General features: G+C 56.3%; 16 protein-coding genes. 7 read left to right on the forward strand and 9 right to left on the reverse strand.

From position 1 onward, the window contains the following. Positions 1-2: 2 nt before the first annotated feature. From D8U18_RS09560 to D8U18_RS09580, 5 genes are read right to left on the reverse strand one after another with little or no spacing between them, the layout of a single operon-like run. Positions 3-344, reverse strand: coding sequence for a MazG nucleotide pyrophosphohydrolase domain-containing protein (locus D8U18_RS09560; RefSeq protein ID WP_131107506.1), 342 nt, complete (start codon positions 342-344; stop codon positions 3-5). Further along, positions 337-1230, reverse strand: coding sequence for a hypothetical protein (locus tag D8U18_RS09565; RefSeq protein ID WP_131107507.1), 894 nt, complete (start codon positions 1228-1230; stop codon positions 337-339). The genes D8U18_RS09560 and D8U18_RS09565 overlap by 8 nt, the downstream gene beginning before the upstream one ends. Next, entirely contained in the window at positions 1220-1867 is a 648-nt protein-coding gene (gene tmk / locus D8U18_RS09570) for a dTMP kinase (protein WP_131107508.1), read from the reverse strand. Before tmk ends, D8U18_RS09565 begins: the two co-directional genes overlap by 11 nt. Next, on the reverse strand, positions 1867-2667 hold the full coding sequence (locus D8U18_RS09575) for a metallophosphoesterase (protein ID WP_131107509.1): 801 nt from the start codon (positions 2665-2667) through the stop codon (positions 1867-1869). Before D8U18_RS09575 ends, tmk begins: the two co-directional genes overlap by 1 nt. A 17-nt stretch (positions 2668-2684) precedes the next feature. Further along, positions 2685-3851: a site-specific integrase gene (locus tag D8U18_RS09580; RefSeq protein ID WP_241664313.1), complete on the reverse strand. Its 1167-nt coding sequence runs from the start codon at positions 3849-3851 to the stop codon at positions 2685-2687. Here D8U18_RS09580 and D8U18_RS09585 point away from each other — a divergent pair. Then, on the forward strand, positions 3850-4494 hold the full coding sequence (locus tag D8U18_RS09585) for an MBL fold metallo-hydrolase (RefSeq protein WP_131107510.1): 645 nt from the start codon (positions 3850-3852) through the stop codon (positions 4492-4494). The two genes, D8U18_RS09580 and D8U18_RS09585, sit on opposite strands and share 2 nt — an antisense overlap. Positions 4495-4596: 102 nt before the next feature. Next, positions 4597-5328 (forward strand): OmpA family protein, encoded by a 732-nt coding sequence (locus tag D8U18_RS09590; protein WP_056853234.1) that lies wholly within the window; start codon positions 4597-4599, stop codon positions 5326-5328. 125 nt (positions 5329-5453) lie between these two features. Here the strand turns inward: D8U18_RS09590 and ehuA are convergent, their stop codons facing one another. The 4 genes from ehuA to ehuB all read right to left on the reverse strand — a co-directional run bounded on the left by ehuA (position 5454) and on the right by ehuB (position 8574). Further along, positions 5454-6248, reverse strand: coding sequence for an ectoine/hydroxyectoine ABC transporter ATP-binding protein EhuA (gene ehuA / locus D8U18_RS09600; RefSeq protein WP_056853301.1), 795 nt, complete (start codon positions 6246-6248; stop codon positions 5454-5456). An 80-nt stretch (positions 6249-6328) separates the two neighbouring features. After that, a complete protein-coding gene (ehuD, locus tag D8U18_RS09605; RefSeq protein WP_056853233.1) occupies positions 6329-6985 on the reverse strand; it encodes an ectoine/hydroxyectoine ABC transporter permease subunit EhuD in 657 nt (218 codons plus the stop codon). Then, on the reverse strand, positions 6982-7641 hold the full coding sequence (gene ehuC, locus D8U18_RS09610; protein ID WP_056853232.1) for an ectoine/hydroxyectoine ABC transporter permease subunit EhuC: 660 nt from the start codon (positions 7639-7641) through the stop codon (positions 6982-6984). The genes ehuD and ehuC overlap by 4 nt, the downstream gene beginning before the upstream one ends. Positions 7642-7716: 75 nt before the next feature. Next, on the reverse strand, positions 7717-8574 hold the full coding sequence (gene ehuB, locus D8U18_RS09615) for an ectoine/hydroxyectoine ABC transporter substrate-binding protein EhuB (protein WP_056853231.1): 858 nt from the start codon (positions 8572-8574) through the stop codon (positions 7717-7719). Between the two features lie 291 nt (positions 8575-8865). Between ehuB and D8U18_RS09620 the strand changes: the two genes are divergently transcribed. The 5 genes from D8U18_RS09620 to doeB all read left to right on the forward strand — a co-directional run bounded on the left by D8U18_RS09620 (position 8866) and on the right by doeB (position 14605). Further along, positions 8866-10260, forward strand: coding sequence for a PLP-dependent aminotransferase family protein (locus tag D8U18_RS09620; protein ID WP_056853300.1), 1395 nt, complete (start codon positions 8866-8868; stop codon positions 10258-10260). 105 nt (positions 10261-10365) lie between these two features. Next, positions 10366-11337 (forward strand): hydroxyectoine utilization dehydratase EutB, encoded by a 972-nt coding sequence (eutB, locus tag D8U18_RS09625; protein WP_130932045.1) that lies wholly within the window; start codon positions 10366-10368, stop codon positions 11335-11337. A 36-nt stretch (positions 11338-11373) separates the two neighbouring features. Then, positions 11374-12366 carry an ectoine utilization protein EutC gene (gene eutC / locus D8U18_RS09630; protein ID WP_130907948.1) on the forward strand — a complete coding sequence of 331 codons (993 nt, stop codon included), beginning with the start codon at positions 11374-11376 and terminating at the stop codon, positions 12364-12366. Positions 12367-12409: 43 nt separating this feature from the next. Beyond that, positions 12410-13600, forward strand: coding sequence for an ectoine hydrolase DoeA (gene doeA / locus D8U18_RS09635; protein ID WP_131107511.1), 1191 nt, complete (start codon positions 12410-12412; stop codon positions 13598-13600). Between the two features lie 3 nt (positions 13601-13603). Continuing rightward, positions 13604-14605, forward strand: coding sequence for a N(2)-acetyl-L-2,4-diaminobutanoate deacetylase DoeB (doeB, locus tag D8U18_RS09640; protein WP_056853227.1), 1002 nt, complete (start codon positions 13604-13606; stop codon positions 14603-14605). Positions 14606-14636: the final 31 nt, after the last annotated feature.

Genomic DNA, 14636 nt, shown 5'->3' on the forward strand with positions numbered 1-14636 from the left:
GCTTATACCTGCTTAAATCTTTGTTTGTTTTTTTCTATTTTCTTGAAGGTTTCAGCTTCGATATCAATGTCTAATTGGTTTGAAATTTTAAGTAGATAAATAAATGTATCGGCCAGCTCCTCGCTAAGCTCGGCTTTCGCATTTTGGAGGGTGAAATCGCCTCGCGTTACCTTTTTTAGAATATTACAAAATTCACCGAATTCCCCTGATAGGCATACCGCTAGATGTTCAAGTTCGTTAATGTTGGTTTCATTTATTTCGGTGTAGAGGCTTTTGGTTCCAGATTTATGACTTTGATCAAATTCTTTTTGCGCTAACTTTATTTCATCTAGTGTTTTACGCATTGTGGATTTCCTTTGAGATGGCAAGGGTTTTTTCTTCGAGGTCTTTGTTTAATTTATCAACGGCTTCGTGATGTGAATTTACTGCGCGCTTTTCTTTTAGGTCGTTAGCGATTGTGAGTGCCTCTTTTGTGAGGTGTAGCGTGCGCACTCGATTGAATTTGACGTCCGTATCTTCAAGTTCACTTAAGGATGAAATAATTTTCTCCAATGAACCGGTTAAGACTACGGTTGAGTCTTTGCACTTCTGTTTTAATAGTTCGGAAATTTCTTTAGGGTTTTTGGTTAGGGTTGTTAGGATTTTTGCTTCGGAGAGGCGGTCGATTTGTGGAATTTTTAGTGTATTTATATTTTTATTTGAGTAGGCCCGAAAAGCAACGATAGCGAGCTTTACGCTATCGAAGTTCTGAAGTGAGTCATAAATCTTAGCTACTTTTATTCTAATTTCTTCTAGGTTTATGCGTAAGAAGGTGGTTACTTCCAGTGCTCGAAAATATGCAGTGCAATAAAGGTTATTTTCGTGAATGTTGCATTGTAGTAGCATGAAAGAGGGTATTGGGGTGTCGCCTGAATTGGAAATGTTACTTTGGTTGATAAGAGAAAATATAGCGCGGTTGCTGGTTCTTTTATGAGTTAACTCGGATATGATATGATCTAGTCCGTCGCCAATAAATTCACCGTGATTTATATGAAGTTCTTCGGGGCGTACTTCTTTTGCCCACAATAAGGCCTCGTCAGATACGTCTCGAAGGGGGTTTTCTTTTATGATTTTTATTGGAATGGAAAAAGGGAGTATGTAGTTGATGGTGGAGTTGCCATCTGGTATTTCATCAGATGCATGATTAATAATATCCTCAAGTGAGGATACTTCAATATATTCAATTTTCAATTAAGGTCTCAACTTCTAGCATGATTTTTTTGTGTATTGTTTCGATAGATTCAGTGGCGTCGATTTTAAGTATTTTTCCCTTGTATTCTTGGAAGATTTTTTCATAGTTGTTTTTGGCTGTCAGGAGCTTTTCAGTGTTTTCATATTCATCTCTGAAAGCTCTTTCGTTTATTCGTTCTATAGATTTTTTTGCAGGGTTATCTAGATAAATTACGAGATCCGGTTCTGGAAATCGTGCGTTCAATGTTTTCACCAGATTGAAGTCTTCTGGGTTTGAGCAGTGATAAGCAAAAGATGAAAAGTAATATCTTGTGCTGATAACGATCGCTCCTTCGGCCTTCAGCTTGAGTACGCCATCAATGTTGTTGTAAAGATGATCATGACGGTCGGCAGCGAAAAGATATGCCATTTGTTCGTCAAACAGGTTCCCGCTGTCAATGTTTGGATTAGAACCTTTAGCTATGCTAATCCTGCCTTTGAATATTTGCCGGATCATATTCCCGATGGGGCCATCTGACGGTTCGCAGGTTAGGTGGCAGAGGATGTTTTTGGCAGTGAGTGCTTTTTTTAGCAGTTCGGATTGTGTGGATGTGCCGGATCCATCAATTCCCTCAAATACAATAAATTTGCTATTCATCACAGCTCCCGAAAAATTAGCTTAGTTGGATCTTCGTCTGGTGTGGCTATAAAACGTTTGATTGTACCAGTTTCTTTTGCGATTGTACTAAATCCATTATGGTATCCTTTGTCGTGAAAATTTAAAGAGCGTCCAGAAAGTATTTTTGTTCCGCGCTCTCCAAAGGATAGGTCCGAGCTTGAGTGTTGATGCCCATGAAGTACGTAGTCAAATTGCAGCTGGTCCAAAGTGTGTAATAGTTTGTGGGTGTTTCTTATGGTTGATAAATCGCCATCCCGTTGGTTTATTAGGTGGTGGTGGGTTATGAATATTTTATGATCGAATTGCAATATCCTTTCTCTTTGTGCAAATAGTTTTTCAATGGTCGAGTCTGGTATTAGTCCGTACTTGTGATCTAGGTGGTATGAGGAGTTTGAGGTAACGAAAATCGTGTCGCCGATTTCTATCGTTGATTCATTTTTTTGTGAAGCGGAAAAAATATCATCTCGGCGCAATGAGTAAATAAACTTGTCGAATTTATTAAAGGTGATGTCGGGCAAAATATCATGATTTCCAGGGCAGGCAATAACGTTTGATCTTGAAATTCCGCACTCGATAATCACGCTGGAAAAAAACTCAGAGGCTTCGTCGTATCCCTGAGGCCTACCCTTATAAGTGATGTCGCCGCTGATGATAAGGACTTTGTCGCCTGGCTCGTTGTTTATTTTGTCAATAAATGCAGTCTTTATTTTCTCACGATTGTAGGTTGGACTTTCATTTCCAAAGTGTGGGTCCGTCACGTGGATAATTGTTGTGCTCATCAATTTTCTCTAAAGACTTAGGATAGTTTTTTGGCCAGGTCCTCAGTGCGAGGATGGTAGTAGCGCATCAGCATTCTAGTGTCCTGATGGCCGGTAATCTTGGTCAATTCGTGTAGGGGGAAGATCTCTGCCAAGCGTGATGTCGCCTCATGGCGCAGATCGTGGAAGCGTAACGTTTTTAAAAAATGCTCGTCGTGGACATGGTTATTAGTTGTATCGCGACCATTTTTCTTCTGTTCTGAATGTCGTGCCATCCCCTGATCATAGGCTTTGCGAGCAAGCTCTACTGCCGCAGCAAATGCCTTAGTGATGGTATCTGGGCGACTTTTGAACCAGCGACCATCGTCGCGTTCCGGCAGCGCTCTCAGGATTTCAACGGCTTTACTGGAAAGGGGGACTCCTCTGGAGGAACCATTCTTGGTCATTGGTAGAATGGCTACTCGCTTTTCTAGGTTGACGTTACTGCGCAGAAGGTTGGTAATTTCGCTACGGCGCATCGCTGTTTCAACAGCGAAGGCTACTATCATCGGTAGCTCAGTCGACCGAGAGTGGCGGCTGATCATCTCCAGCTCGTCTAGGTGCTCACATTGCAGGGCCTCGCCGTTAATCATCCACACATCTGCATTGAGAATTCGCCGTTCTCGTGCGTCATCAACGCTCGGCTGTCGGATCAGTTCAACTGGGTTGCTCAGAGACTCCATGCGCCACTCTTTGCGGGCAATAGTGAAAACGTGCGAGATCAGCGCTAATTCCCGGCAAACGGTAGAAGGTGCCTTGCCTTCGTCGAGTCGCGTGTCACGGTAACTCGCCATGTCGGAGCCGCGAATACTGGCGAGCGAGCGAAGTGCGAGAGGGTGGCGCTGCATGGCTTGGATACGTGATAGCTCGGAAGCGCTGCTGCGCTTTTTGCTGGTAATTTCCTTGGCATACAACTCCAAGGCACTGGCGAAGGAGGTAGCTTCTGCTTCGCTGCGGCTGACGAATACACCCGCATCCATTTCACGCTCAATCATAGTCGCCCAGGTTTTTGCTTCAAGCTGGGTATTGAATGTGCGTGTCTGTTGGGGCCACCCTTTACGTCTGATCTGGGCGTGCCATTGGTGGTGGCCTTTCTTCCTAAACGTCGCCATCGCTTTTTTCGCACTGTGCCAAAAATGTGCCATTAACTTTACAGGAACACCCATGGAAGCCGCAAAGCCCTTGATGATCCGCGAAACCTTCCCCGTCGGCCCTTTGCAGTGCAACTGCACGATCATCGGCGATCCAGTGACGAAAAAGGCCATCGTTGTCGATCCGGGTGGCAATCATGAGCTGATCCTCGCCCGTCTGGACGCGTTGGGCCTGAAGGTGGTCAGTATCATTCACACCCACGCACACCTTGATCATTTCCTGGCCTCCGGTCAGTTGAAGGAAAAAACCGGCGCCACCTTGCACTTGCACAAGGAAGACCAATTCCTCTGGGACAATCTGGAGATGCAATGCCAGATGTTCGGGGTGCCCTACACGCCGGTGCCATCGCCGGATCGCTGGCTGGCTGACGATGAAGAATTGGCGTGTGGGTGTGGCGTAGCGCTGCATACGCCGGGTCACACGCCGGGTTCGATGAGTTTCTGGTTTGCCGATGCCAAGCTGCTGATTGCCGGCGACACCTTGTTCAAGCGTGGAGTGGGGCGTACGGATTTATGGGGTGGCGATCAGGCGACTATCGTGCGCTCGATCAAACAGCGTTTGTACACCCTCGATGAAGAAGCCGTTGTGGTGGCCGGGCATGGTCCCGATACCCGACTTGGCGATGAAATGCGTGAGAACCCGTTCGTTCGAGCCTGATTTGTAACAGGTGGAATTTTCAGGCATCGAAATGATCCAACGCCCGCAAAGGCCGATGCCTTGGTCTGATGCACCACAGAATGCAAAAAGTAGGAGCTCTTCATGTTCACCACCCGTCGTTTGATTATTGTCGCTACTGCCGTGGCGCTGTTGTCCGGTTGCGCATCGCCCAACCCTTACGACAACCAGGGACAGGCCGATAGCGGCTCCACCGGCATGAGCAAAACCGCGAAGTACGGTGGCCTCGGGGCACTGGCCGGCGCGTTGGCCGGTGCCGCCATTGACCACAACAACCGTGGCAAGGGCGCGTTGATTGGCGCCGCCGTGGTGGGTGCTTCCGCCGCCGGTTACGGTTACTACGCCGACCAGCAAGAGAAAAAACTGCGGGCCAGCATGGCCAACACCGGTGTCGAAGTGCAGCGTCAGGGCGATCAGATCAAACTGATCATGCCAGGCAATATCACTTTCGCCACCGACTCGGCGAACATCGCTTCGAGTTTCTACCAGCCGTTGAACAACCTGGCCGGCTCGCTGAAAGAGTTCAACCAGAACCAGATCGAAATCGTCGGTTACACCGACAGCACCGGCAGCCGCCAGCACAACATGGACCTGTCCCAGCGTCGTGCGCAGAGTGTGGCGACCTACCTGACTTCGCAAGGTGTCAGCGGTGCCAACCTGAGCGCCCGTGGTGCCGGCCCGGATAACCCGGTTGCCAGCAACGCTGACGTCAATGGCCGCGCGCAGAACCGTCGTGTCGAGGTCAACCTCAAGGCGATTCCGGGTCAGCAGTATGGTGCTCAGCAACAGCCGGGCACCGTTCAGCAGTACCCGTAACACCCGCGACATAAAACCTGTGGGAGCGAACCTGCTCGCGATGGCGGTCGGTCAGTCAACATCAATGTTGAATCTGACTGCCCCAACGCGAGCAGGCTCGCTCCCATTTTTTTATGTGCGGCGTTTCAGTTGGCTTCTTTTACCGCACTGAGAAACGCACAGGTACGCTCCTGCTGTGGATGTTCGAAGATCTGCGCCGGGGTGCCCTGTTCGTGGATCTGGCCCTTGTAGAAGAAGCACACACGATCGGCGAACTCCCGGGCAAAGCCCATCTGGTGCGTGACCATCAACATGGTCAGGTTATGTTCGGCGCCGAGCTTGCGGATCACATTGAGTACTTCGCCGCACAGTTCCGGATCGAGCGCCGAGGTCACTTCGTCAAACAGCATGACTTTGGGGCGCATGGCCAAGGCGCGGGCGATCGCTACCCGTTGCTGCTGCCCACCGGACAGCTGCGAAGGGTAATGCCCCAGCTTGCTGCCCAGACCCACCAACTCCAGCAGATCCGCCGCGCGTTCCCGTGCTTCGGCGGGTTTCATGCCCAGAACCTGCACCGGCGCTTCGATGACATTTTGCAATGCGGTCATGTGCGGGAACAGGTTGAAACTCTGGAACACCATGCCGATCTTGCCGCGTACACGGCGGATGTGTCGGTCGTTGGCCGGCACCAGCACGCCATTGCGATTGGGCATGTGCGTCAGCAGATCGTCTTCAACGCGGATCACTCCGTCATCGATGCCTTCGAGGGTCATCAGGACCCGCAACAGCGTGGATTTCCCTGAGCCGCTGGGGCCGATGATTGCGACTTTTTCCCCGGGCGTGACGTCCAGGTTCAAATGATCGAGCACGGTGAAACTGCCGTAGCTTTTGGTGACATCCTGAAAGCTGACTATCGGCTTGACCGCTTTCGTTTGATGCATGGCCGTGGCCTCTTGCGGATGCAGCGGCGTCAGGTTGCCGCGCCGGGAAAGGTCGTTGGAGGTCGAGAGTGGAGAAGTCATTAACGTAGCTCCAGGCGCAGTTCGAGGCGCCGTACCAGATAAGCCAAGGCGATGCTCAGGGCGAGGAAGAACAGACCGACCATGGTGATCGGTTCCAGGTAGCGGAAGTTTTCGGAACCGATGTTCTTGGCCTGCTGCATGATTTCCACCACGGTGATGGCCGACAGCACGGGCGTGTCCTTGAGCATTGCCACCAGGTAATTGCCCAGCGGCGGCAGGATCGGCCGCAGGGCCTGGGGCAGGATGATGTTGCGGTAGGCGCTGTACGGCGCGATGTTCAGCGCGGTCACCGCTTCCCATTGCGCACGAGGCACCGCATCGAGCCCGCCGCGATAAACCTCGGCGATGTAGCAGGCGTAATGCACGCCGATGCCGATGATCCCCACTTGCATGGCCGACAGGCTGACGCCGTAGTTGGGCAGTACGTAGTAAAGGAAATACACCTGGATCAGCAGCGGCGTGCTGCGGATGAACTCGATGACCCCGGCGATCGGCCACGACAACCAGTACAAGCGGCTGCGCCGGCCGATGGCGAGGAACAGCCCAAGCACAATGGCGATCAGGAAACCGACCAGGGTAATGCCCACGGTGTTGAGCGAAGCGCGCAGCAAATCGGGAAGGATCTGCCAGGCGTATGTCCAGTCGAACAGGGTCATGACAAACCTCCACGCATCCGGCCACGCGCCAGACGCCGCTCGATACTGCGCATGCCGAGGTTGATCGCTTGTGCCAGGATGAAATACATCACCAGCGCCAGGCTGAAGATTTCCAGGGTCTGGAAGGTAGCCTGATCCAATTGTCGAGCGCGGAAACTCAGGTCGGACAAGGTGATCAGCGACACCAGCGAAGTGTTCTTCAGCAATTCGATCAGCAGGTTGGTGCCTGGTGGAATCGCGGCGAGCAAAGCCTGAGGCAGAATGATTCGGCGAAAGCGTTTGTAAGCGCTGAAGTTCAGCGCGGTCGCCGCTTCGTACTGACCTTTCGCCACGGAGCTGATCGCACCGCGCATCACCTCGGCGCCATAGGCGCCGATGTGCAGGCCCAGGCCGACGATGGCCACGCTGTAGGGGCTCAGTTCCAGATTGAACGGTGGCAGCGGCAACACGAAAAACAGCCAGAACAATTGCACCAGCAACGACGTACCGCGAAACACTTCGATGTAGGCGACCGAGAACCAGCTCAACGGCCGCCACGGCGACATGCGCCCCAGCGCCGCCAGAATGGCCGCGACAATTGCCAGGATCGAGCCGAAGAAGGTCACCTGGAGCGTGACCCAGGCGCCTTGTATCAATAGCGGAAGTAATTCACCCATTGTTCACACCTGCGTGGTTCAACATCCGGAGTCAGCAGGGATAGGCATCGCGCCACAGCGCCATGCCTGTCTCGACTATTGAGCGCAGAGCTCGGCAGCCGTTTTGCTGGTCACGTTGGATTTGTCGAAGCCGAACGGGGCGACCGTCTTGAGGTGCTCTTCAGAGCCCAGCCACTTTTTCAGTTCGGCATTGACCGCATCCCGCAGGTCCTTGTCTTCCGGACGGAAGGCGAGGGCGCCGTAACCGGTATGCGACGGGTCATCCTTGAACTCGGTAACCGCTTCGACCTTTTCACCGCCCTTGGCGGCCAAGCCTTTCATGGTCAATTGGGTGCCTACGGCGGCATCGGCGCGACCGGCGCGCACGGCTTGCAACTGGGCGGTGGTGTCGGGCACCTGGAGAATTTGTGCGTCCTTCACCCCGGAGTCCCGTGCGTATTTCAGATTGACCGTGCCGGCCATGATCGCCAGTTTCACATCCGGGTTCTTGGCGATGTCTTCATAGCTGTGGAGGTTTTTCGGGTTGCCTTTGGCGGTCAGGAGGGCATCGGGCAACTGGTACTGCGGATCGGTGAAGATGACTTGCTTGCAGCGTTCGGGCGTGATGTACATGCCGGCGGCAATCACGTCGAAGCGCCCGGCGCGCAGGCCCGGAATCAGCGAGCCCCATTCGGTCAGCACGCCATCGACTTGCTTGATGCCCATTTTGGCGAAGATGACTTTGGCGATCTCCGGCGATTCACCGGTGACCCGGCCATCGGTTTCGGTGAAGGCGAATGGCGTTTCGTTGGCGTAGCCGATGCGAATGCTGCTGTTTTTCGTGATGGTTTCCAGCGTCGTGGCGGCATGGGCGCTGGCGGCCAGACCGAACATCGCACAAGCCACGAACAGGTGACGCAAGACATGGGAACTGCGGGGAATGGAATTGCTCATCGATAAAATCTCCTGTTTCTTGTGGACCCGTCGAAGACGGCTCTGTGGTAGGAGGCAGTGTGACAAGAGCAAAGCGTACGAGAGCCGTTTTCCTGTTGAGCCGAAGCTTTGGGCCACAGTTCCGGTACAGATCGATTGGTTGTTGTTGGCGGCGGGTTCGGCCGCCTGTGCATCGACCTTGGACCGAGCATACAAAAGCCCTGAGCCACATTGCATTGCACTAGGACAATTGCTTTGCATGGTTTCTCGCGGGATGCTGTCGGCACTGGCAAACACGTGGGTTCGGCGCCGATGGACAAGTGGAAGGCAGCACTGCAAATCGCCCGCAGCGGCGAATCGAAATACAAGATCCTGGTGCAGGCGATTGCCGACGACATCGAGCAGGGCGTGCTGGTCAACGATCAGCGCCTGCCGCCGCAACGACAGGTTGCCGATGCGGTGGGTATCAGCGTGCAAACGGTCACCAACGCCTATAAGGAGTTGGAGCGCCAGGGGCTGGTGCGTTGCGAAGTGGGGCGTGGCAGCTTCGTCTCGCGGCGCATGAGCGACCGGGTCGCCACCTATATTCTCGACAGTCCCGAACGCGCGCTGGTGGATTTTTCCATTACGCGGATCATGCACACCCGTGAACATGACCAGTTCTGGCGCGAAACCTGCCGCGAACTCAGTACCGAAGACGATCAGCCGTGGATTCACGCATTCCGTCCGATTGCCGGGTTCGAGTCGCACCGGGAAGCGGCGATGCACTGGATCGCCCGCCAAGGCCTGCGCGTCGAGCGCGATGACATCCTGATCACCAACGGCGCGGCCCACGGAATTTTCCTCGCCCTGGCTTCGCTCGCCGGGCCTGATGATGTGGTGCTTTGCGAAGGTGTCACTGACCACGGCGTGATCGGCAATTCCCAGGTGCTGGGGTTTACCCTCAAGGGCCTGGAAATGGATCGCTACGGCATTGACCCGGAACATTTCGAGGACATGTGCAGCAATGAACGGATCACCGCGCTGGTCTGTACGCCGAACCTGAACAACCCGACCACCAGTCTGATGCCTGACAACCGGCGGCGTGAAATTGCCGAGATTGCCCGGCGTTTTGGTGTGCACATCATCGAAGATGATGTCTACGGCCCGCTTCTGGACGAGCGCCGTGCGCCGCCGATCAGCCATTACCTGCCGGAGCTATCGTTCTATTGCACCAGCATGACCAAATCGGTGCTCACCGGTTTGCGCATTGGTTATCTGGTGATGCCCAAGCGTCTGGCGCTGCGCACCGAAAGCATTTTGCGGGTCAACAGCTGGATGGCGACGCCCATGGTTTCGGAAATCGCCACGCGCTGGATTCGCGATGGCCGCGCCGAGACGCTGGTGGGCGTGCAGCGCAAGCTGTTGAGCGGGCGGCAGGCGATGGTCAGCGAATACCTCGGCGAGTACCTGCTCGGCCAGCATCCCTATGCCTTGAACGCCTGGATCGGCATCCCGCCGCACTGGGAACTCGACAGCCTGGTGCGTGCGTTGCGCCACAAGCATATTGCAGTCACGTCGCCCGACCCGTTTACCGTGCGCGGTACGCCCCGGCCACGGGCCGTACGGGTATGCGTCGGCGCTGAATGCAGTGACGAGGAAATGCGCGATGCGCTGATGGGCATGCGCGAAATCTTTGGTCAGTACCCGCAAATCCACGATTTTTGAGCCGCAAAAGACGTCAAAAATTTTGTCGACTAAATTGCCCTAGTACATTCAGCGCGACAATCCAGCCCTCTTAGACTGCGCCCAATACCTCATCGGGATGCGGTCATGTCAGCGTTACAGCTCAACGATATCTACCTCGCCCGCCAGCGGATCGAAGCGCTGGTACGGCGCACGCCGATGGAACATTCCCCCAGCCTGTCGCGACAGTCGGGCGTGCCGGTGTACCTCAAGCTCGAATCCCTGCAAATCACCGGCAGCTTCAAGTTGCGCGGCGCGAGCAATGCCGTGGCACAACTCACTGCCGAGCAAAAGGCGCGTGGCGTCGTCGCCGCGTCCACCGGCAATCATGGGCGGGCGCTCGCTTACGCCGCATCGCGGCAAAACGTGAAGGCGACGATTTGCCTGTCGCACCTGGTGCCGGGAAACAAAGTCCAGGCCATCCGCGATCTCGGCGCTGATGTGCGTATCGTCGGTCAGTCCCAGGATGATGCTCAGCGCGAAGCCGAGCGGATTGCCCACGAACATGGCGCAACACTGCTGCCACCGTTCGATCACCCGGCGATCATTGCCGGGCAGGGCACGCTGGGCCTGGAGATCCTCGAACAGCAGCCAGACGTCGCCCAAGTACTGGTTCCATTGTCCGGTGGCGGCCTGTTCGCCGGCGTCGCGCTGGCGCTGAAAAGGGCCAACCCGCAGATCGTCACTCACGGTGTCAGCATGCAACGCGGTGCGGCCATGCACGCCAGCCTCGCGGCCGGGCATCCGCTGGAAGTCGAAGAGTTGCCGACCCTGGCTGACTCGCTCGGCGGCGGCATCGGCCTGGACAACCGTTACACCTTCGCCATGACCCGCGACACCTGCGATCACTTGCATCTGCTCAGCGAAGCCGCCATCGCCAATGCCATCCGCCATGCCTATCGCGAAGAACGTCTGGTGGTGGAGGGCGCGGCGGCGGTGGGGATTGCCGCGTTGCTCGAGGGTTTGATCGAGCCGCTCGGGCCAATCGTGGTGGTAATCAGCGGACGTAACGTCGATGTCGAGCAACACCTGCGTGTGCTCGCCGGCGCCGATGCATGAATGCCAACAATAACGACTCGATGGAGTGCCGCGTTGATGAGTGAAATCACCTTGCTGAACGAAGCGGACCTGCGCGCCTGCGTGTCGCTGGACCTGCCAAGCATCGAAGCCATTGAGCAGGCCTTCGTACTGCTGGCCACCGCTGCCGTGGCGATGCCGCCGATCCTGCGCCTGGACATTCCCGAACATAACGGCGAAGTGGATGTGAAAACCGCTTACCTGCCGGGGCTTGAACGCTTTGCGATCAAGGTCAGCCCGGGTTTTTTCGACAACCCGAAACTGGGCTTGCCCAGCCTCAACGGCATGATGATGTTGTTGTCTGCGCGCACCGGCTTGCTGGATGCCTTGCTGCTCGATAACGGTTACCTGACCGCCGTGCGCACAGCGGCGGCCGGAGCCGTGGCGGCGCGGGCGCTGTCGCGGCAAGACAGCCGTAGCGTGGCGCTGATCGGTGCCGGAGAGCAGGCCGCGTTGCAGTTGCAAGCGCTGCGTCTGGTGCGGCCGATCGACAGCGTGCGGGTCTGGGCGCGGGACGCCGCCAAGGCCCAGGCCTTCAGCGTCGAACTGGCCCGGGACAGCGGTCTGGCGGTCAAGCCGTGCGCCAGCATCGACGAGGCGATGTCCGAGGTCGACATCGCGATCACCTGCACACCAAGCCGTGAGCCGTTGATCGATTTGCGCCATTTGCATCCCGGTCTGCACATCACGGCCATGGGCTCGGATGCCGAACACAAGAACGAAATTTCTCCCCGTGCGCTGGCACAGGTCGACCGCTACGTGGCGGATCGATTGAGCCAGACGCGCATCCTCGGCGAGCTGCATCACGCCCTCGCGGCGGGTGTGGTCAGCGACGAATCGAACTTCGCAGAACTGGGGCAGGTGTTGGCCGGCCAACGGCCCGGTCGTACCGATTCAACGCAAATCACCCTGTGCGACCTCACGGGCACCGGCGCCCAGGACACGGCCATGGCCAACCTGGCCTTCGAACGTGCGCGTGCGGCCGGCAAAGGTTTTCAGTTCGGCAGTTAAAGCGCTTTTTTCATCCGTGCGTCATTTATCAGAGGGCATGTGCATGTCTCAGATAGTCGTCAATCTCCCGTTTCAACGGGAGGAATACGCCCAGCGTCTGGCCAAGGTGCGAGTGGCCATGCAGGCGCAGGGCATCGAGTTGTTGCTGGTCACCGATCCGTCGAACATGGCCTGGCTGACCGGCTATGACGGTTGGTCGTTTTACGTTCATCAATGCGTGCTGCTGGCGCTCGATGGCGAACCGCTGTGGTTCGGTCGCGGCCAAGACGCCAACGGCGCCAAGCGCACCGTCTTCATGCAGCAAGAGAACATCGTTGGCTACCCGGACATTTACGTGCAGTCGCGGGAACGTCATCCCATGGACTACCTGTCGTGCGAAGTGATCAGCGCTCGAGGTTGGGATGCACTGACCATCGGCGTGGAAATGGACAATTATTACTTCAGCGCTGCCGCTTATCTGTCGTTGCAGAAAAATCTGCCGAAGGCCAGATTGATCGACGCGGTCGGGCTGGTGAACTGGCAGCGGGCGGTCAAGTCGCCGCAGGAAATCGCCTACATGCGCATCGCCGCGCGCATTGTCGAGGAAATGCACGGGCGGATCCTGGAGCGCATCGAACCGGGCATGCGCAAAAACGAACTGGTGGCCGAGATCTACAGCAGCGGCATCCTCGGGGCTGACGGTCATGGCGGCGATTATCCGGCCATCGTGCCGTTGTTGCCGACCGGCGCCGATGCCAGTGCGCCGCACCTGACCTGGGACGATTCACCGTTCGAAAAGGGCGCCGGCACCTTTTTTGAAATCGCCGGCTGCTACAAGCGTTATCACTGCCCGTTGTCGCGCACGATCTATCTGGGCAAACCGCCGCAACATTTCCTCGACGGCGAGAAAGCCGTGGTTGAAGGCATCGCAGCCGGGCTGGAAGCGGCCAAACCGGGCAATACCACCGGCGACATTGCCGTGGCGTTTTTCAAGGTGCTGGAGAAGTTCGGCATCCACAAGGACAGCCGTTGCGGCTACCCGATCGGTATCAGTTATCCACCGGATTGGGGCGAGCGCACCATGAGCCTGCGTCCCGGCGACACCAGCGTGTTGCAACCGGGCATGACCTTCCACTTCATGCCGGGCCTGTGGATGGATGACTGGGGGTTGGAAATCACCGAGAGCATTCTGATCACCGAAACCGGCGTCGAGACGCTGTGCAATGTGCCTCGCCAATTGTTCGTGAAGGATTGAGCCATGAGTGAACTGCCTGACAACCCGATCAGTGCCACGGTGGATTTCAGCCGCGAAGGCGTGCAGCACGGTTTTCTCAAGCTGCCCTATTCCCGGGACGATTCTGCCTGGGGCGCGGTGATGATTCCGCTTACGGTGATCCAGCGCGGCCAGGGACCGACCGCGCTGCTTACCGGCGGTAACCACGGTGATGAGTACGAAGGCCCGGTGGCTTTGAGCAAACTGGCGCAAAGCCTGACGGCCGCCGACGTCAGCGGACGGGTGATCATCGTCCCGTTCATGAATACCCCGGCGTTCCACGCCGGGCGGCGTACGTCGCCGATCGACAAGGGCAACCTCAATCGCAGTTTTCCCGGCAAGCCGGACGGGACGGTGACCGAGAAGATCGCCGACTATTTCACCCGCACGTTGCTGCCCCTGGCCGACATCGTGCTGGACATTCACTCCGGCGGTCGCACCCTGGATTTCCTGCCGTTCGCCGCCTGTCATGTGTTGCCGGACAAACGGCAGCAGGCGCAATGCGAGGCCGGCATGCGTGCGTTCAATGCGCCGTACAGCATGCGCATGCTCGAACTCGATGCCGGGGCGATGTACGACACCGCTGCCGAGTCCCAGGGCAAGATTTTCGTCACCACGGAGCTGGGCGGCGGCGGTTCGTCTACGGCGCGCAGTGTGGCGATCGCCGAGCGCGGCGTACGCAATCTGCTGGTGCATGCGGGGATTGTTGAGGGCCAAGTGCAGGCTTCGACATCGATCATGCTCGACATGCCCGATGGCGATTGCTTCATCGCCAGCGAGCACGACGGCCTGCTGGAAATGTGCCGTGACCTGGGCGATCACGTAAGCAAGGGCGAAGTGATCGCCCGCGTCTACGACGCCACCCGCAGCGGCGTGGCCCCGGTGGAATATCGCGCGGCGCGCAACGGTCTGCTGGCGGCGCGGCACTTTCCGGGGCTGGTGGGGTGCGGCGATACCATCGCAGTGATCGCCGATATCGTGACCTGACAACCATCCCTGTGGGAGCTGGTTTGCCAGC

Source organism: Pseudomonas sp. Sample_10 (genome assembly GCF_004321495.1).
GTDB lineage: Bacteria > Pseudomonadota > Gammaproteobacteria > Pseudomonadales > Pseudomonadaceae > Aquipseudomonas.

Excerpts from the sequence above, each read along its gene's own strand:
- tmk (WP_131107508.1), bottom strand. The coding sequence starts at position 1,867 with ATGAATAGCAAATTTATTGTATTTGAGGGAATTGATGGATCCGGCACA.
- D8U18_RS09560 (WP_131107506.1), bottom strand. The coding sequence starts at position 344 with ATGCGTAAAACACTAGATGAAATAAAGTTAGCGCAAAAAGAATTTGAT.
- eutC (WP_130907948.1), top strand. The coding sequence starts at position 11,374 with ATGAGTGAAATCACCTTGCTGAACGAAGCGGACCTGCGCGCCTGCGTG.
- D8U18_RS09575 (WP_131107509.1), bottom strand. The coding sequence starts at position 2,667 with ATGAGCACAACAATTATCCACGTGACGGACCCACACTTTGGAAATGAA.
- D8U18_RS09585 (WP_131107510.1), top strand. The coding sequence starts at position 3,850 with ATGGAAGCCGCAAAGCCCTTGATGATCCGCGAAACCTTCCCCGTCGGC.
- D8U18_RS09620 (WP_056853300.1), top strand. The coding sequence starts at position 8,866 with ATGGACAAGTGGAAGGCAGCACTGCAAATCGCCCGCAGCGGCGAATCG.
- eutB (WP_130932045.1), top strand. The coding sequence starts at position 10,366 with ATGTCAGCGTTACAGCTCAACGATATCTACCTCGCCCGCCAGCGGATC.
- ehuA (WP_056853301.1), bottom strand. The coding sequence starts at position 6,248 with ATGCATCAAACGAAAGCGGTCAAGCCGATAGTCAGCTTTCAGGATGTC.
- D8U18_RS09590 (WP_056853234.1), top strand. The coding sequence starts at position 4,597 with ATGTTCACCACCCGTCGTTTGATTATTGTCGCTACTGCCGTGGCGCTG.
- ehuC (WP_056853232.1), bottom strand. The coding sequence starts at position 7,641 with ATGGGTGAATTACTTCCGCTATTGATACAAGGCGCCTGGGTCACGCTC.
- ehuB (WP_056853231.1), bottom strand. The coding sequence starts at position 8,574 with ATGAGCAATTCCATTCCCCGCAGTTCCCATGTCTTGCGTCACCTGTTC.
- ehuD (WP_056853233.1), bottom strand. The coding sequence starts at position 6,985 with ATGACCCTGTTCGACTGGACATACGCCTGGCAGATCCTTCCCGATTTG.
- doeA (WP_131107511.1), top strand. The coding sequence starts at position 12,410 with ATGTCTCAGATAGTCGTCAATCTCCCGTTTCAACGGGAGGAATACGCC.
- doeB (WP_056853227.1), top strand. The coding sequence starts at position 13,604 with ATGAGTGAACTGCCTGACAACCCGATCAGTGCCACGGTGGATTTCAGC.
- D8U18_RS09580 (WP_241664313.1), bottom strand. The coding sequence starts at position 3,851 with ATGGGTGTTCCTGTAAAGTTAATGGCACATTTTTGGCACAGTGCGAAA.